The following is a 15,960-nucleotide window of genomic DNA, read 5'->3' as shown; positions in this document are numbered from 1 at the left end:
AACCAATCAGGGTCGTGTCCCGTCCGGGCGTAGTACAGCAGGCGCTGGAAGTGCCCACCCGTATTCCATGCCTCGTCCAGCACCTTCATGTGGTCGTCCTGAGGTCTGAGCCGACCAGCCTCCCAATTGGATACGGTGCCGCGCGCCGCCCGGACGATCAAACCCATCTGCGCAAGCGACAGTCCCCGCTGCGTGCGGTGAAACCACAGGTCGAAGGCCAACCAGCCCCAAAGCGACGAGTTCGGATCGATCGTCTCCCGAACGCTCACTCGCACTCCCGCTGTATCCACTGCATCCCGATGCACAGCACCCTAACTCTCGAATATCGATCCTGAGGGCACTTCACGAGAGACGGGAGAGTGGATATGAACGATCAAACACCCGTGGTACAGATTCCCAAATCAGGCGAAATCCGGATGACCATTCAGGGAGAGGAAGCATCGGTCAGGCTGGCCCGGGAACTCGCCCGATATGTGCTGATCAATTGGGGCTACGAGGGCTCTCTGATCGATGACTCGGCGGTCGTCATGAGCGAAATCGTCACGAATGCGGTCGAGGCAGCCGCGGGGCACGCGCTCAGGGTCCGGATCGCCGTCCACGAGGGCGCACCGCTTCTGGAGTGCTGGGACCCGTCGCCGGAACTTCCCCGCCACTGCGAAGCCGGCCTGGACGCCCTGAGCGGCCGAGGACTCGCGATCATCGCCGCCTACGCCAAGGACACCGGCGTCCGCCCGTCCGCCACCGGCCAGGGCAAGATCGTCTGGGCCCTCATGCCCGCCACCGCCTCCGTCCCGCTCGGTCCGTCCCAGCATCACCACCCGGCTTGACGGCGACCGCGGGAATTGAATCGCATCCAATGTGCATCATGCGACGCTAAATTGGCGATTCGGACACCACTTGGCACGTCTGGGTCGCGGTGAGAGCATTTGCTCTATCACCGGCTAGCGAAAGCGAGTGGCAGCATGAGCAGGCCCTGGGAAGCCGATCACGACGCGGGGTTCCAGCGAAGATTAGGGAAGACGGCGGCCGAGGTGGGTGACAGCCGCACGACGCAGGACTGTCCCGAAATCTGGGAGTTGGACAACGGCGACATCGCCGTCATCGGCCGGGATGCCACGGGTGCCTACCGCGACCGTCTGCCGCCGGGAGTGAGCATCGGTTCCGACGAGCGCCTTGTGGTCATCTCCGGTCGGCTGCTCTCGGCCGCCAAGCCGGACATCCGAGATGCTTGACCAGCTCGCCCGTTTCCGGGGGGAAGTGCTGGACCGCGCGGCCTACCACCGGGACTTCGCCCGCCAGACCGACGACCTGCGCGGCACCATCTGGAAACTCGAGCGGTCCCAGGTCTTCCGCGAGTTGGACGACCCCAGCTGGCAGGCGTTCAGTTCCGGAGACTGGCGGCGCTCCCTCGAACTGCTGGAGGAAGACCGCAAGGCCATCCGCACGGAGGCCGACGGCAACCGGCGCCAGGGGCTGGAGATCAAGCGTGTGCGCGTGGTCGAGCGCCCTCTGAGCCCGTACGTCCAATGGGAGCTCCATGCGCTCCGGATGCTGGCGGAGGAAGGCTTCGAACTGAGCGTCGTCCCCGCCGAGGACCTTTCCGACCTGGAGATCCAGGGCCAGCTACCGGAAGTGGTCGTCGTCGGCACGCGCGTCCTCTATGAAGTCCGATACCGGCCGGATTGGACACCGTGCGGCGCCCGCCGCATCAAGGCGCCGGACGTGATCCGCACCGCCGCGTCCGAGATCAGCCGCCTGCACCGCAAAGGCGAGCCCTTGCTTCGCTTCTTTGAACGGGAAGTGGCCCCGCTGCCCGCTCCGGCGGTCTGATCTATCGTTCGTAGATGCCGTCCGCTCGCCTGGGCCGGAGCAGGGTGAGAACGTTCTCCTGGCCGCCCTCGCGCTGATCGGCATCGCGGCCACCCTCATCTTCCAGGCGCACGACACGAAGATCGCCCGCGAGGAGGCCCGGCGCATCGCGATCGCGGAGCTGCTCAAGATGGCCATGGACGACCCGGCCCTCGATGAGGCATGGGGGCCTGTCCCGGCGGACGCGGACCGCAAGGCCAGGCGGCAGCTCATGTACGTCAACATGATCATCTCGGAGTGGCAGATGTCCTTTGAGACGAAGGCCCTTCCCGAGACGCGGCTGCGCGCCATTTCGCATGAGATGTTCTCCGGCCGTCCTGGGCGGGCCTTCTGGGAAGAGGCGCGCCAGGTCCGCTTGAACACGGCCGGGAGCAAGCGAGCGCGCCGTCCGGTGCTGGGGGAAGGCCGGTTCAGGATGAACTTCGGTACTTGATGATCGAGCGGCTGACCGGGACGCGCTGCAGGAACGTCTCACGGTGGGCCGGTGGCAGTGTCGCCGCCTTTCGGAGCAGGATTCGGTGGGCCTCGTCCAGTGCGGCGTCGGCGGCCGGGTCGCCGACTGCGCGGAGGACCTCGTAGTGGACGAGGTGGATCTCCTCGGTGCGCAGTGCGGGCATGGTGCCGGCCTCTCGCAGGCGGGTCGCCGCGCGGTCGCCGGCTGACCTCGCCGCGAGCCGGTCGCCGAGGGCCAGCTCCGTACGGGCGAGCATGGCCTCGGCGTAGATCTCGCTTCGCTGGAAGCCGGTGCGCGCGCACTCGCGGATCGTCTCGGCGAAGAGGAGCTTGGCGCGTTCGGGATCGTGGCCGGGATGCCCGGGCGTCGCCGCGACCTCACCGAGGTAGTTGCGCAGCAGGGGAAGGACCGCCGGGTTGCCTCCCACCAATGCCCTCTTGAAAGCTTCGTCGACGTTGGCCGCGGCGGCGTCGACGCGTCCCCATTCCAGATACAGCTTTCCCAGCAGGCCGAGGTTGTAGGCGTGATGCGTGCTCAGGCCCGCGTCCGTTGAAAGGACGTCGAGCGCCTCGTTGAGGACTCGTTCGGCCGCCTCGAACCGTCCGGTGGCGGTGAGCAGCTGCCCAAGGTAGTTCGAGATCGTGGCGAAATGGTCGACGGCGTTGGCGGCGCGCAGTTCGGCCAGAGAGCGGACCAGATGGCCCTCGGCCGCGCCGAAGTCCCCCGCGTCGAACTCGGCGACGCCGACGAGGCCCGCGAGCCTGGCCCGGAGCACGCGGAACAACGGGAGGTCGTCCGCCCGCACGGGCCGGTCGACCACCCCCTGCGCCTCGCGCAGGATCCGCATTCCGGCGTCGAGGTCCCTGCCGATCATGTGATGGCCGAGGTTCGACAGGGCGTACAGCATGGCCAGGGGGTCGCCCGATGTGCGGGCCTGGTCGGCGGCCGAGGAGAGGACGCCGACCGCCTCGGTGAGGCTCTCGGTGGCGATGAGGTGGGTACCGAGCAGGCAGTCGGCCAGGGCGCGGAGCGCCGGTTCGCCGGCGGCCCCGCGGGCGCGCTCGATCAGACCGCGGACCCGTTCGCCCGGTGCCGGCTGCCACCAGAGCTCTCCCGCGGTGAGCTGGAGATGGATGAGCCTGGTCGTGAGGCCGTCATCGGCCGCGTCCAGCTTCAGCGCCTCCTCGCAGCGATCCGACGCGGCATGGTAGTCGCCCGCCTCATAGGCCTTCAACGCCTGCCGGAACAGTTCCTCACGGCTCATCGGTGGCTCCTTCGCTGAGGGAGCGGATCCGCTCCGCTTCGGCCGTCAGCCACTCGCCCGGGACCAGGTCGGTGTTCCCGGTCGAGAGATCGGCGCAACGCAGCAGGCCGGGGACGGGATCCCGGCCGGCCGCGCTCGCGGCTGCGGCGGAGGCCAGCGCCTCCGCCGCCAGTGCGTCCTGGCCTCCGCAGCGCAGGAACGCCTGGTGGGAGAGGCGCGCGGCGTCGGCCGCGGCCTCGAGGTCGCCGGTCGTCCAGTGCGCCCACGCGAGGTTGAACAGGGCCAGCCCCTCGACGCGGGGAGTCTCCACCTCCTCCCCTTCACGGCGCGCCGTCCGGAAGCTGGCCATCGCCTCCTCGACCTGTCCGAGGCCCAGGTGCCCGAGGCCCTGGACGTTCGTGGCATATCCGAGCGCCTCGGGCACCCCTGCCTCGGCGTAGGCGTCGAGCGACTGGCCCACCGCGGACAGCACGTCGTCCCACCGCTTCACCACGATGCAGGCCAGGCTCTTCGCGTCCGCGGCGCGTGCCCTGGTCATGGGGTCGCCGGTGGCGACGGCGAGGTCGTGCAGGCGTTCCGCGACCGCCAGGGCGTTCGGACCGTCGCCCATGTACGAGTAGGTCAGGCTGAGGCACATCAGGGAGTGGCTCTCGAGGTACTGGTCACCTAACGTCCGCGCGAGCCGGGCCGCCTCGTCCAGCTCACGGGCGGCGGCCTCCAGCTGCCGCTGCGAACGATGCAGGTCACCGAGCGTGAACAGCGCCCTGGCGAGCTGGCGCCGTTCGCCGAGCTCCGCCGCCAGGTCACGTGCCTCGGTCATCAGTTCGAGCGCCTCGTCGGCCGGGCCGCCCACATGCCGCGCCAGCCCGAGGCCCACCAGGTTCGCCAGCCGCGCCGGAGCGCTGGTGGTCCTGCCCAGCAGCGCCAGGTGCATGCCGACGACGGAGCGGGTCGAGCCGTGCCAGACCATGAACTCCTCGATCTCGCCGACGACGAAGGCCGCGTTGTCGAAGTCGCCGGCCCGCACCCTGTGCTCGAACTCCTGGCGGTACTCGGTGAGGTCGGTGACGGACCGCCACGGCGCGGGCCTGCGCTGCCGCGCGTACCAGCTCGCGACCCGGCGTTCCAGGCTCTGCCGGCTCCACGGGCCGCCGTCCCGCAACTGCCCGTACGCGAGGTCGGCGTCGAGAGGCAGCAACCGGAAGCGCCTGCTCGCCCTGTCCACCATCGCCATGTGCAGCTGCACCAGCCGGGCCAGCGCGCGCTGGGCGTCGTCCCTGGGGAAGAAGGGCTCGATGACGAAGGACACCGCCTCGCGGGGGACGGGCTCACCGAAGACCGCGAGCACGTCGAGCGCACGGCGTTCCTCGTCGGTGAGCAGGTCGAGGCTCTTCTGCGCGAGCGAGTCCACGATCTCGCTCTTCGACGGCAGATCGGCCAGCACCTCGAGCAGCGAAGGGATGTTGAGGACGTCCTTCATGATGGTGCTGACGACGAGTTCGAGCGCCCGGGGCACGCCGTGGACCCGCCGCACCGCCCACTCCAGGGTCTCCCGGTCGGCGTTCCGCACTCCGGCCTCGCCCGTCGGATCGAGTTCCAGCAGCAACTGGACGCTGTCGTCGACCGGCAGCCCCTCCACCAGGTGGACATTGCGATGGAACGGCCGCAGCGCCGGGTCGAACAGCACCGGGACCTGGCTGGTCACCAGGAACTGCGGCGCCTCGCGCATCCGGAACGCGATGTCGAACACCGCCTCGAGATCGGACGGGGCGGGATGTCCCTCGGGACTGAGCTGGTCCTCGAGATTGTCCAGGACGAGCAGGTAGCGAGCCCCCCGTAACGCCGCGAACAGCCTGGCCAGCTTCTCGCGGTCGGAGCGCTGCCCCGCCCAGAGCGCCTCCAGTTCGGGACGGTCCCGCGCGGCCACCAGGTCGACGCAGGCGAAGAAGACCCGCTCCAAGGTGATCGTGCCGAAGTCGCGGGTGCTCAGGTTGGCGATCCCCTGGTAAGGGGATCCCGGCGGAGCGCTGAGGGCGTCGACGACCTTGGCGCCGAGGGCGCTCTTCCCGACACCGCGCCGGCCGTGCAGGGTCACCAGGCGCACCTCGGGCCGGGAGAGCAATTCGAGGATCTCGGAAAACGGTTCGGACCGGTCCTTGAAATTGCCCAGTCCAGAGCTGATAGGCGCCCCGACCACCTGGCAGCGAGGGGCCGCGTCCGTGGACATTTTCGATGAAGATCCTTTCTATGGAAGCCTATTATAGAGCGATAGATACTCGCACGGACAGCCCCGAAGGGGCGGCCTATGTCAGGAAATGCAGAGGGCAGCAGGCGCTACGAGCGGTGGTTCCAGGGGCTTCGGGACAGAAGTGCCCTGCTGCTCATCGGTGTGACGATCCTGGGAACGCTGCTGGTCGCCGTCGGCTGGGTCGTCGAGGGCGCGGACTACGTGCCCGAGCTTCTGCTGCAGGCCGGCTCGGCCCTGATGATGCTGGTACCGCTCGCGTTCCTCGGCCTCGTGCTGGAGGGCCGGATGCGGCATACGGAACGCCGCGTCGAGGAGACGGTCGCGCAGATCAACGCGCTGAGCGTGGCGACCCGCGAGCAGCTCGCCGACCACCACCGTCTCCGGTCGGACCTGTTCGCCGGCGCGGAGGCGAACCCGACACAGCAGGTGATCCGGGTTCTTCTCGAAGATGCCGCCGCCATCAACGCGATCGCGCAGGAAGGGGTCCGGGTGCGGGTCCAGGGGACGTCGTTGCGGGCCCGCTTCCGCAACGCGCCTGACCGTTCTGTACAAATACGCCTGGAACGGGGGGACGGCTCCGTCCTCGACACCGTTTCCTGGCCCGCGCAGCAGCCCGCCGAGGCCTTCGCCGCGGAGCTGCGGACCGCGCTGCACACCGTCCAGCCGTCCTTTCCCGCCCAGGGCTTCGACCCTTCGGAACTGCTCACGCGCCTGATCCGCGTCATCCACCTCGCCGTGGACGCCCGGACGGGAGACAGCGTTTCGATCTCGGCTCGGTGATCGAAATTCCCCGGGAGCAGTGGGCGGTGAGCACCGACGGCTTGTACAGCCTGAGCCGCCCGTACCACATCCCCATCGCCCGGATCAGCGGCGCCGAGGACTGGAGAAGCCATATGCGCGGCCTCGGCTGGGTCGACGAAGGAGACTTCGACGAGGCCTACGCTCTGGCGCGCAAGCTGCTGACCGCCCCCCGTTAGCGCTCAGCCGTTTTACCCGGTGGCGTGAAGGGGGGATATTTCTTGAACGATCCCGCACGGTGACGTTGGCATGGGGGCGCGTGACCAGGGCAGATCGAGCGGCGTCGGACGACCGATTCTGGGGCGTCTGATTAGTCCATTTTTCTTGATCTGATGGGATACCTGGATTTATGTCGCGAATAGTTGGGGCGGTCGTGGCCGCTTTGGGGCTGCTTGTCGCTGTGTTGGCCGGGCTCGCGCAGTCGGCGCCGAGTCCGGTCGCGCAACCCGCGCCGCCCGGTGCGGGGAAGAACGGCGAGGCGTGGGCGTGGACGCAGTTGGTGAACGGGACGAGCCACACGACCGAGGTCCGGTTCGCCACCACCGAGAAGCCCGCCGGGCACTGTCCGACCCTGCAGTACTCGCTCGGGGGCCAGGTGCAGACGGCGGTCCTGCGGAAGGTCAGCGATCCCTACGTCACCGGTGGCGGGCTCCAGCAGTTCCCGACGACCTTCTGCCTGGCGCCGGTCCCCGACGGGGCGAGGAACGCGCTGATCGAGCCGACCACGACCAACGCGGCCACCGTGTATCCGGGGAACCTCCAGCTCCCGCTGCCCGAGTGGCCCGTGAACGGGCGCCCCCGCAGGGTCGCGGTCATCGGGGACGCCGGGTGCGAGGTCACCTCGCCGACGGTCGGCGCTCCGCAGAACCAGGACTGCCAGAAGGACTGGCCGCTGGAGCCGCTCTCCGCGCACGCGGCCGCACAGTCCCGGCCGGACCTCGTCGTCCACGTCGGCGACTACGTGTACCGGGAGGCACCGGAAGGGGCGAACGACGCCACCCCGGGTTGCGACACCCAGGGGCAGGCGGCCGACTGGGCCTGCCTCGTCAAGGACTTCCTCCGGCCGTCCCAGGCCCTGCTCGCCGAGGCGCCCTTCATCTTCGCGCGGGGCAACCACGAGGTCTGCACTCCGCCGAAGGTGGGACGGGGCGCCGAGTGGTTCCGCTATTTCGCGACGGTGCCCCGCAAGAACAACGAATGCTTCACGGTGCCGCAGACCCAGGTCGAGCCGATGCAGATCAATGCGGGAACGCTGCATTTCATCCTGTTCGACTCCAGTTCTGCGAGCGAGAGCAGCCAGCCGAACAAGACGCAGGCCGCCCAGTACGCGAAATGGTTCGACGAGGTGAACGCCCTCGCCGCCAACCATCCGACGCACGACTACTTCCTCATCACCCACAAGCCGCTGTGGACGGTCACGCGGGCCTCGTCCCAGGCAGTGACCTGGAAGAATCCGACCCTCGCGGAAGCGGTCAAGCAGACGGCCATGGGGTCCCTGGCCGCCAACATCGACCTCGTGCTGTCCGGGCACGTGCACAGCTACCAGATGCTCGACTTCCTCAACAGCCCGCGTCCTCCGCAGGTGACCGTGGGCTCGTCGGGGGCGACGCTCGACACTCCACCGGACGACACCAAGGTGGTGGGCAAGACCGTCGACGGCGAGACCGTCCAGCACTCGGTCTCCCGGGGCGTCCACGGCTACGCGCTCCTGCGCGACACGGCCGGCCAGTGGAACCTCACCTTCCACGGGGTCTCCGGGCAGGCGTGGCCGCTGGACTGCCTGCTGAGCACCGGCTCCACCAAGGAGTTCACCTGCAAGTGACCTTTCATAAACCCGGAATCCACGTCAGAGGGTGGAGTTAACCCCACTACCTGGGATGGGTTTTACCTCCCATGATCGGGTAGCTGAACCCAGTGTCTCCGTGAATGTCAGACGCAAGGGTTGTCATTGGGCGGGACGACCGGGGCTGGGAGGGCACGATGGTGAGCGGTGCGGCTGTGAGCGGGACGGCAGGGAGCCGGGTACGGCCGCTGCTCACCGAGGTGGGGCTGCTGGCGGTCCTGTTCGCCTTCTACAAGTGGGGGCGGACGCTGATCGAGCAGGGTCCGGGCCAGGCGATGTCGAACGCGCACCTGCTGTGGCGGTTCGAGCGGGAATGGCTGCCGAGCGAGGTCGGATTCCAGCATTGGGCGCTCGGGTGGGACCATGCGGCGTTCCTCGCCAATGTCTATTACGTGAGCGTCCATTTCCCGGGGACGACGCTGCTGCTGGTCTGGCTCTATGTGCGGCACAGGCCGTCCTACGCGCGGGTCCGCAACGAACTGGTGGCGCTGACGGCGGCCGGCCTCGTGGTGCACACGCTGTTCCCGCTGGCGCCGCCCCGGCTGGCGGGGATCGGGGCCGTCGACACGATGCTGGCCGTGGGGCCGTCGGCCTACCCGGCGGCGGCCGACGGGATCGCCAACCAGTACGCGGCCATGCCGTCCCTGCACATCGGCTGGGCGATCCTGGTGGCCGTGGCGGTGCTGCGGGTGTCGCGGAGCCGGTGGCGGTGGGTGGTGGCGCTGCACGCGCCGCTGACGGTCCTCGTGGTGGTCGTGACGGCCAACCACTACTGGACGGACGGGATCGTCGCCGCGCTGCTGCTGGCAGGCGCCATGGCGCTGGTTTCACTGGCGGGGCGGATGCGGCAAGCTGTGGGCCATGTTGCCGACGCACACGAGCTCCGAGGTCCCGGACGTCCCGGTGGCGGTCCTGCCGATCGGGAGCCACGAGCAGCACGGCCCGTTCCTGCCGCTCGCGACGGACACGGTGATCGCGTGCACGATCGCGGCGGAGATCGCGAAGGCGCACCCGGTGCGGCTGCTCCCGCCGGTGACGATCTCGTGCTCGCATGAGCACGCCGACTGGCCCGGGACGGTGAGCATCTCGGCGGCGACCCTGTACGCGGTGGTCAGGGACGTCGCCGAGTCGCTGCGGCGGGCCGGGGTGCCCAAGCTCGTGCTGGTCAACGCGCACGGGGGCAACTACGTGCTCGGCAACGTCGTCCAGGAGGCGCACGGCGACATGGCGCTGTTCCCAACGCTCGAGCACTGGGAGGCGGCGGAGAAGGCGGCGGGCGCCGAGACGCCCGCCCTCAGCGACATGCACGCCGGGGAGCTGGAGACCTCCATCCTGCTGCACGCCCATCCGGAGCTGGTGCGGGACGGCTACCAGAGCGCCGACCACCTGGCCGACGACCGGCGGCACCTCCTGACGACGGGGATGGCGGCCTATACGAAGTCCGGCGTCGTGGGGCGGCCGTCACTGGCCAGCGCCGACAAGGGCCGGGACACGCTGCGGAGCTTCGTCGCGGCGTTCGGGGAGGTCCTCGCGGTGCTTCAGCAGCAGCGCGGCCGCGCCGGGCAGCGACGCGATGAAGGTCAGCACGCCGTACACGACGGAGACGGTCAGGCCCTGCGCTGAGCCGAGCCCGGCCGCGCCGAACGCCAGGGCGAGCACGGCCTCGCGCGGCCCCCAGCCGCCGACGTTCACCGGCAGCACCATCACCAGGAGCGCCAGCAGGAGCAGCGGCAGGAGGGTGCGCAGCGGGGCCGTCGCGCCGACGAGGCGGGCGGCGACGACGAACAGGGCCAGGTGCCCGGCCAGGGCCGCGGCCGACAGGCCGGCGATCGCGGGCCAGGCGCGCAGGGCCGCGCGCACGTCGGTGAGGGCCGGCGCCAGCGCGCGCCGCCGCCACCGGGCGAGGACCAGCACCACCACGAGGACGCCGCCCGCCGGGACGAGCGCGGGCGCCATCGCCGACACCAGCGCGGGATGGGCGAGCAGTGCGGCGACGCCCGCGGCGACCGCGACGGCCTGGCCGGCGACGCGTTCGAGGAACACGGCCCGCACCCCGCGCGCCACGTCGCCCGACCGGTGCCCGTGGCTCACCGCGCGGTGGACGTCCCCGAGCACGCCCGCCGGAAGGACCGCGTTGAGGAACTGGGCCCGGTAGTAGTCCGTGACGGCCCCGCCCAAGGGCAGGTGGAGCCCGAGCCGCCGCGCGACCAGCCGCCAGCGGGCCGCGCTGAGCACCGTGGTCAGCAGGCCCAGGGCGAGCGCGGTGGCCACGGCCCCTGCGTCGACGGCGTGGAGCGCGTCCACGAACGCGTCCGTGCTGTGCCACCACAGGAGCGCGGTGAGGATGCCCAGCCCGACGAGCAGGCGCAGCCAGGGCCAGATCTTCGTCACGATGCGCTCCCGGGGAGGACGAGGAGGTCGACGTGGTGGACCTCGGCGGTGAGGCGCCCGGCGGCGCACTGGGCCAGGCGGCGGCCGAGGTAATCCTCGGTGAAGGGGGCCAGGTTCGGGTCCTGCTCGACGGCGGCGGCGACCCAGCCGCGCAGCCACTCGGCGGTCAGCGCGGCCTGGCCGGGGCCGAGCCGCCACGGGCTCGGACGCGCCTGGACGGACGCGCCGCGCCGGCCGAACGCCCGGGTCGCGGCGGCGACGGCGTCCGGGCCGAGGTGCCCGCCGCGCCGCTGGTGGGCGTCGAAGGCGGCGGCGAACTCGGCGTCGAGCGGCTCGGACGGGGAGAGCCGGACGCGGCCGACGACCGACAGGGTGAGCAGCACCGGGCAGGCGGCCGCGGCGGCGATCGCCTCGACCTCGGCGGCGGTGAGCACGTCCAGCAGCGCGGACGCGGTGACGAGCGACGCGCCCACCAGGTCCGACGCGCGGAGATCGCCGATGCCGCCCACGCGCGTCTCGACCGTCGCGGGCGTCCCGTCGGCGGTGGTGTAGGAGCTCGCGCGGGCCCGTTCGAGCAGGCGCGGGTCGGCGTCGTGCAGGATCCAGTGCTGCGGGCCGCGCAGCCGCCCCGACAGCCAGCGCCCCTGCGAGCCGGTGCCGCAGCCGAGGTCCCAGATGACCAGTGGCCCGTCCGGCGGGAGCGCGGCCCGGAGCGGATCGAGCAGCTCCGTGGCGCGCGCCGCGGCGTCCGCGTCCTCGCGCAGCTCCAGCCAGGTGGGATCGAATCCCGTCACGGCGTCCTCCCTTGCCTGGCCGTCCTCCAGCCGGCCTCCGGCGTCGGCGTCAATCCCGGTCATTCGCGCCTCCTTGCGGGGACGCCCCCACGCGCCCTGGAAAGGACTGGTCTCTTCGAAGCCGCGACAGGACGGCGGCCATGCGGCGGGCGGTGTCGTCCCAGCCGGGCAGCGCGCCGCGACGCAGCCGGGCGGAGGCGCGCAGCCGCTCGCGCAGCTCCGGTTCTACGAGCCAGCGCCTCAGGGCCGCGCCGAGCGCGGCCGGGTCGTCGGGCGGGACGAGGATGCCGGGGACGGCACCGGACGGATCCCAGCCCAGCGTGTCGGGCACCCCGTCCACCGAGGTCGCGATCACCGGGACGCCGCGTGCCAGCGCCTCGGTCACGACCATCCCGTACGTCTCCGCGCGGGACGCCAGGACGAGCAGGTCGGCGCCGGCGTAGGCGTCCTCCAGCCGCTTGCCGGTCAGCGGCCCCGCCAGCTCGACGCGCCCGTCGAGGCGGTGCCCGGCGATCGCCCGGCGGAGCCGCGCGACATGGCCGGCGTCGCGCCCCAGCGGCCCTACGCACTCGCAGTGCCAGGACAGGTGCGCGACGGTGGCGAGCGCCTCGACGAGGACGTCGTGCCCCTTGCGCGGGGTCACCGACGCCACGCACAGCAGGCGCGCCGCCCCGTCGGTGCCGGACGCGAGGGGCGCGGGGTCGGTGCCCGGGGCGACGGCGTGGACGCGGGACGGCTCCAGGCCGTGGTGGGCGATCAGGTGGTCCCTGGCCCACGGGCTGGTCGCGATGACGGCCCCGGCCGCCTCCAGGACCTTGCGTTCGCCCGCGTTCAGGTCGGCCTGTCCGGGTTCGTCCGCCAGCGGGAGGTGGACGAGGACGGCGAGCCGCAGCCGCCCGGCCTCCGGAACGACGACCTCCGGGACGCCGCACGCCACCAGGCCGTCCATCAGGACGACGGAGCCGTCCGGCAGCGCGGCCAGCGCGCGGCCCAGCTCGGCCCGGGCCGCCTCGCCGGGGCGCGGCCACGACCCGTGCACCGCCACTTCCCGGACGGGACGTCCCGACGCCGCGAGCTCCTCGCAGAGCCGCCGGTCGTAGCGGTTCCCCCCGCTCGGGACGCTCGCGTCGTCGACGTCGCCCGGGAGGACCGCGCACACCTCGCGGGACGTCACAGCTCACGCTCGTAGCTGGCCCAGGCGACGTGCGACTCGTGCAGCGTCACCGTGAGGCCCGACAGGCCGGCGGCGTTCGCGCCGAGCGCCCCGGCGCGCACCCGGTCCGCGAGCCGGTCGGCGATGACCTTGGCGAGGAACTCCGTCGAGGTGTTGACCCCGGCGAACTCCGGCTCCTCGTCCAGGTTGCGGTAGTTCAGCCCGCCCAGGACCTCGCCCAGCTCGCTGGTGGCGAGCCCGATGTCGACGACGATGCCGTCCGGGTCGAGGTCGGCCCGGCGGAACGTCGCGTCGACCACGTAGGTGGCGCCGTGCAGCCGCTGCGCGGGCCCGAAGACCTCGCCGCTGAAGCTGTGCGCGATCATGACGTGGTCGCGGACGGTGATGGCGAACAACGAACGTCCTCCTCGGTAGAAGATCCGGCTCGGTGGTCGATCCGGTCGAACGATCCGGCGCCGGGCGATCCGGTGCTGGGTGATCCGGCTCTGGGTGATCCGGCTCTGGGTGATCCGGCTCTGGGTGATCCGGCTCTGGGTGATCCGGCTCTGGGTGATCCGGCTCTGGGTGATCCGGCTCTGGGTGATCCGGCTCAGTAGGCGATCCGGTGGCACAGGGCGGGCAGCTCGCCGCCGGCGAGGCGCGGCATCAGCCGCGGCAGCTCGCCGAACGGGCTCTCCCCGGTGATCAGCTCGCCGAAGGCGGGGTCGGCGAGCAGCCGCAGCGCCAGCGCGATCCGGTCGGCGAAGCCGCGGCTCGCCCGGCGGGACGGCGGGACGGCGCCGACCTGGCTGCCCCGGATCGTCAGCCGCCGCGAGTGGAAGAACTCCCCCAGCGGGACGCGGACCGGCCGGTCGCCGTACCAGCTCAGCTCGACGACCTCCCCTTCGGGCGCGAGCAGCTCCAGCGACCGGGCGAGCCCGGCCTCGGTCGCGCTCGCGTGGACGACCAGGTCGCAGCCGCCCTCGGCCTGGTCGGGATGGGCGAACCCGACGCCGAGCGCCCGCGCGACGTCCGCGCGGGACGGGTCGGTGTCGACCAGCTGGACGCGGCACCCCGGGAACCCCGCGAGGACGCCGGCGACCGAGCAGCCGACCATCCCGGCGCCGACGACGGCGATGCGGTCGCCGACGAGCGGAGCCGCGTCCCACAGCGCGTTCACGGCGGTCTCGACCGTCCCGGCGAGGATCGCCCGCTCCGGCGGCACCCCGTCCGGGACGGCGGTGACCGCGCTCGCCGGGACGACGTAGCGGGTCTGGTGCGGGTAGAGGCAGAACACCGTGCGCCCGGCCAGCTCGGCGGGGCCGTGCTCGACCACGCCGACATTGAGGTACCCGTACTTGACCGGCCCGGGGAACGTCCCGTCCTGGAACGGCGCCCGCATGATCGCGTGCTGGTTCGGCGGGACGCCGCCGCGGAACACGATCGCCTCGGTGCCGCGGCTCACCCCCGAGAACAGCGTCCGGACGACCACCTCCCCCGGTCCCGGCTCCGGCAGGACGACATCGCGGATCTCCCCCTCACCGGGCGACCGGATCCAGAAGGCGCGCGCGTCGCGCTCCATCCGTGCTCCTCCCCCGCGTCCCAGCCGCCTCCTGCGTCTCCACCGTCGCCGAAGCCTCCATAGTCTCCTGCGCCTCCATAGCCTCCAGCGCCTCGCCACGGGCCGCGTGCCGCCGCTTCGCCAGCCACACCACGTCCCGTCCGAACGACCACACCAGCAGCGCCAGCGCCGCCGCCGCGAGCGCGCCCGGATGCGGGACGGCACCCGACGCCGCGACGACCAGCGCCACGCCCTGCACGACGGCGACGGCCTTGCGCGCGACGCTCGGCGGCAGGTCCGCGCGCAGCCACGGCGCCGCCCAGGCCGCCGCGCCGAACGCGTACCGCATCCCCCCGATCGCCAGCACCCACGCCCCCGCCGACGACGCGACCTCGACGCTCAGCACCAGCACCAGGACGGCGTCGGTCTCCATGTCGAACCGCGCCCCGAGCCGGGACACCGTCCCGGTGCGCCGGGCGACCTGCCCGTCCACGCCGTCCAGGACGAGGGCCGCCGACGCGACCGCGACGAGCGGCCAGGCGCGGGCGCCACCCGTGAGATGCCCCGCCACCAGCGCCGCGACACCCCCGGTGAGCACGACGCGCGCCAGCGTCACATGGTCGGCCGGACCCAGCGCCCGCCGCCGGCGGAACGCGGCGGTCAGCACCGCCCACGAGGCCAGCGCGTACCCGATGCCCACGGCCAGGCCCGCGTGGCCGGGGCGGAGCAGCGCCAGCAGTCCGAGCTGCGCGACGACGGCCGCGGCCAGTTCCGGGCCCCGGGTCAGCCGCGGCCGGCGCGGCGCCGGGAGCCTCACCAGGGCCGGGCGCGTGAGCGTCATCGGCCGCGTCATCGGCGGACCTCGCTCACCGTCGCCTCGCCGAGCGCCTCGCCGAGCGGCCCCGCGGAGCCGTCGAGCTGCGGGAGGTCGTGGCCGAGCCGGTCGCGCTTGGCGGTGAGGTAGCGGACGTTGTCGTCGCTGACCGGGACCAGCAGCGGCACGCGCGCCGCGACGGCGATGCCGTAGGACTCCAGCGCGCTGACCTTGACCGGGTTGTTCGACATCAGCCGCACCGACCGGACGCCGAGGTGCCGCAGGATCCGGGCGGCCGCGCCGTAGTCGCGCACGTCCACCGGCAGCCCGATGGCGGTGGCGGAGTCGACGGTGTCGAGGCCCTGGTCGTCCTGCAGGATGTGGGTCCGGACCTTGGCCACCAGCCCGATCCCGCGCCCCTCGTGGCCGCGCAGGTAGACCAGCACGCCGGCGCCCTCCCGGGCGATGGCGTCCAGGGCGGCGCCGAGCTGGTCCCCGCACTCGCAGCGCGTCGCGGCGAAGATGTCGCCCGTCATGCACTCGGAGTGCATCCGGACGAGCACGTCCTCGCGGTCCCGCACCTCCCCCCGCACCAGCGCCATGTGCTCGTGCCCGTCGACCGGGTCCCGGAACGCGACGGCGCGGAAGACGCCCCGCCGGGTCCTGAGGTCCGCCTCCGCGATGTCCTTCTGGTCGATGCCCGCGTCCATCGCTCCCCTTCCCTGGCTACACAACCACCCCTAATACGTGGCGAACGTACGAGGTGGTTGT

The 15,960-nt window shown here is 71.8% G+C and carries 18 protein-coding genes and 1 pseudogene; 9 read left to right on the top strand and 10 right to left on the bottom strand.

Translation table 11 applies throughout. From position 1 onward, the window contains the following. Positions 1-269: helix-turn-helix transcriptional regulator (locus tag K4S16_RS30075; protein ID WP_149262401.1), on the bottom strand; the 269-nt coding region annotated here is incomplete at its 3' end. Between the two features lie 96 nt (positions 270-365). Between K4S16_RS30075 and K4S16_RS30070 the strand changes: the two genes are divergently transcribed. The 4 genes from K4S16_RS30070 (at position 366) to K4S16_RS30055 (ending at position 2,302) form a co-directional block, all read left to right on the top strand. After that, positions 366-827, top strand: coding sequence for an ATP-binding protein (locus K4S16_RS30070; protein ID WP_149262400.1), 462 nt, complete (start codon positions 366-368; stop codon positions 825-827). A gap of 135 nt (positions 828-962) precedes the next feature. Then, a complete protein-coding gene (locus K4S16_RS30065; protein WP_149262399.1) occupies positions 963-1,232 on the top strand; it encodes a hypothetical protein in 270 nt (89 codons plus the stop codon). Then, complete coding sequence (locus tag K4S16_RS30060) at positions 1,225-1,830, top strand: DUF6879 family protein (protein ID WP_149262398.1); 606 nt, start codon at positions 1,225-1,227, stop codon at positions 1,828-1,830. Before K4S16_RS30065 ends, K4S16_RS30060 begins: the two co-directional genes overlap by 8 nt. Further along, positions 1,790-2,302, top strand: coding sequence for a DUF6082 family protein (locus K4S16_RS30055; protein WP_149262397.1), 513 nt, complete (start codon positions 1,790-1,792; stop codon positions 2,300-2,302). The genes K4S16_RS30060 and K4S16_RS30055 overlap by 41 nt, the downstream gene beginning before the upstream one ends. Here K4S16_RS30055 and K4S16_RS30050 read toward each other — a convergent pair. Both K4S16_RS30050 and K4S16_RS30045 read right to left on the bottom strand, forming a co-directional pair. Then, entirely contained in the window at positions 2,280-3,587 is a 1,308-nt protein-coding gene (locus K4S16_RS30050; protein ID WP_149262396.1) for a tetratricopeptide repeat protein, read from the bottom strand. The two genes, K4S16_RS30055 and K4S16_RS30050, sit on opposite strands and share 23 nt — an antisense overlap. Continuing rightward, positions 3,577-5,682, bottom strand: coding sequence for a hypothetical protein (locus K4S16_RS30045; protein WP_160161075.1), 2,106 nt, complete (start codon positions 5,680-5,682; stop codon positions 3,577-3,579). The genes K4S16_RS30050 and K4S16_RS30045 overlap by 11 nt, the downstream gene beginning before the upstream one ends. Before the next feature lie 210 nt (positions 5,683-5,892). Between K4S16_RS30045 and K4S16_RS30040 the strand changes: the two genes are divergently transcribed. The 5 genes and pseudogenes from K4S16_RS30040 to K4S16_RS30020 form a co-directional block, all read left to right on the top strand. After that, positions 5,893-6,615: a hypothetical protein gene (locus K4S16_RS30040; RefSeq protein ID WP_149262394.1), complete on the top strand. Its 723-nt coding sequence runs from the start codon at positions 5,893-5,895 to the stop codon at positions 6,613-6,615. Further along, positions 6,612-6,812, top strand: coding sequence for a hypothetical protein (locus K4S16_RS30035; protein WP_149262393.1), 201 nt, complete (start codon positions 6,612-6,614; stop codon positions 6,810-6,812). Before K4S16_RS30040 ends, K4S16_RS30035 begins: the two co-directional genes overlap by 4 nt. A 221-nt stretch (positions 6,813-7,033) precedes the next feature. Next, on the top strand, positions 7,034-8,455 hold the full coding sequence (locus tag K4S16_RS30030; RefSeq protein ID WP_160161074.1) for a metallophosphoesterase: 1,422 nt from the start codon (positions 7,034-7,036) through the stop codon (positions 8,453-8,455). A gap of 158 nt (positions 8,456-8,613) precedes the next feature. Beyond that, positions 8,614-9,531, top strand: a complete 918-nt coding sequence (locus tag K4S16_RS45965) for a phosphatase PAP2 family protein (RefSeq protein WP_160161073.1) — start codon at positions 8,614-8,616, stop codon at positions 9,529-9,531. Then, a pseudogene (locus tag K4S16_RS30020) lies at positions 9,425-9,943 on the top strand (creatininase family protein); the annotation flags it as partial. The gene K4S16_RS45965 and the pseudogene K4S16_RS30020, both read left to right, overlap by 107 nt. Here the strand turns inward: K4S16_RS30020 and K4S16_RS30015 are convergent. From K4S16_RS30015 to ribA, 7 genes are all read right to left on the bottom strand, one after another. Beyond that, positions 9,938-10,867 carry a lysylphosphatidylglycerol synthase transmembrane domain-containing protein gene (locus K4S16_RS30015; protein WP_149262390.1) on the bottom strand — a complete coding sequence of 310 codons (930 nt, stop codon included), beginning with the start codon at positions 10,865-10,867 and terminating at the stop codon, positions 9,938-9,940. The pseudogene K4S16_RS30020 and the gene K4S16_RS30015 sit on opposite strands and share 6 nt — an antisense overlap. Then, the gene (locus K4S16_RS30010; protein WP_235037161.1) at positions 10,864-11,724 is read right to left on the bottom strand and encodes an SAM-dependent methyltransferase; all 861 of its coding nucleotides are present in this window, start codon (positions 11,722-11,724) and stop codon (positions 10,864-10,866) included. The genes K4S16_RS30015 and K4S16_RS30010 overlap by 4 nt, the downstream gene beginning before the upstream one ends. Next, a complete protein-coding gene (locus tag K4S16_RS30005) occupies positions 11,711-12,835 on the bottom strand; it encodes a glycosyltransferase family 4 protein (RefSeq protein WP_149262389.1) in 1,125 nt (374 codons plus the stop codon). Before K4S16_RS30005 ends, K4S16_RS30010 begins: the two co-directional genes overlap by 14 nt. Beyond that, positions 12,832-13,230, bottom strand: a complete 399-nt coding sequence (locus K4S16_RS30000; protein WP_149262388.1) for a 6-carboxytetrahydropterin synthase — start codon at positions 13,228-13,230, stop codon at positions 12,832-12,834. The genes K4S16_RS30005 and K4S16_RS30000 overlap by 4 nt, the downstream gene beginning before the upstream one ends. A 194-nt stretch (positions 13,231-13,424) precedes the next feature. Beyond that, positions 13,425-14,396 (bottom strand): zinc-binding alcohol dehydrogenase, encoded by a 972-nt coding sequence (locus K4S16_RS29990; RefSeq protein WP_149262386.1) that lies wholly within the window; start codon positions 14,394-14,396, stop codon positions 13,425-13,427. After that, on the bottom strand, positions 14,353-15,228 hold the full coding sequence (locus K4S16_RS29985) for a CDP-alcohol phosphatidyltransferase family protein (protein ID WP_308800871.1): 876 nt from the start codon (positions 15,226-15,228) through the stop codon (positions 14,353-14,355). Before K4S16_RS29985 ends, K4S16_RS29990 begins: the two co-directional genes overlap by 44 nt. Further along, complete coding sequence (gene ribA, locus K4S16_RS29980; protein ID WP_149262385.1) at positions 15,225-15,899, bottom strand: GTP cyclohydrolase II; 675 nt, start codon at positions 15,897-15,899, stop codon at positions 15,225-15,227. The genes K4S16_RS29985 and ribA overlap by 4 nt, the downstream gene beginning before the upstream one ends. Positions 15,900-15,960 lie beyond the last annotated feature (61 nt).

The sequence above is a fragment of the Actinomadura sp. K4S16 genome, assembly GCF_008327685.1.
Taxonomy (GTDB): Bacteria; Actinomycetota; Actinomycetes; order Streptosporangiales; family Streptosporangiaceae; genus Spirillospora.
Note: the sequence above shows the minus strand (reverse complement) of the source record. Positions and strands in the feature narration are given on the sequence as shown.

Bases quoted from the DNA above. Each gene is read 5' to 3' on its own strand.
- K4S16_RS30010 (WP_235037161.1), bottom strand. From the start codon at position 11,724: ATGACCGGGATTGACGCCGACGCCGGAGGCCGGCTGGAGGACGGCCAG.
- K4S16_RS30070 (WP_149262400.1), top strand. From the start codon at position 366: ATGAACGATCAAACACCCGTGGTACAGATTCCCAAATCAGGCGAAATC.
- K4S16_RS30050 (WP_149262396.1), bottom strand. From the start codon at position 3,587: ATGAGCCGTGAGGAACTGTTCCGGCAGGCGTTGAAGGCCTATGAGGCG.
- K4S16_RS29985 (WP_308800871.1), bottom strand. From the start codon at position 15,228: ATGACGCGGCCGATGACGCTCACGCGCCCGGCCCTGGTGAGGCTCCCG.
- K4S16_RS45965 (WP_160161073.1), top strand. From the start codon at position 8,614: ATGGTGAGCGGTGCGGCTGTGAGCGGGACGGCAGGGAGCCGGGTACGG.
- K4S16_RS29990 (WP_149262386.1), bottom strand. From the start codon at position 14,396: ATGGAGCGCGACGCGCGCGCCTTCTGGATCCGGTCGCCCGGTGAGGGG.
- K4S16_RS30040 (WP_149262394.1), top strand. From the start codon at position 5,893: ATGTCAGGAAATGCAGAGGGCAGCAGGCGCTACGAGCGGTGGTTCCAG.
- ribA (WP_149262385.1), bottom strand. From the start codon at position 15,899: ATGGACGCGGGCATCGACCAGAAGGACATCGCGGAGGCGGACCTCAGG.
- K4S16_RS30065 (WP_149262399.1), top strand. From the start codon at position 963: ATGAGCAGGCCCTGGGAAGCCGATCACGACGCGGGGTTCCAGCGAAGA.
- K4S16_RS30060 (WP_149262398.1), top strand. From the start codon at position 1,225: ATGCTTGACCAGCTCGCCCGTTTCCGGGGGGAAGTGCTGGACCGCGCG.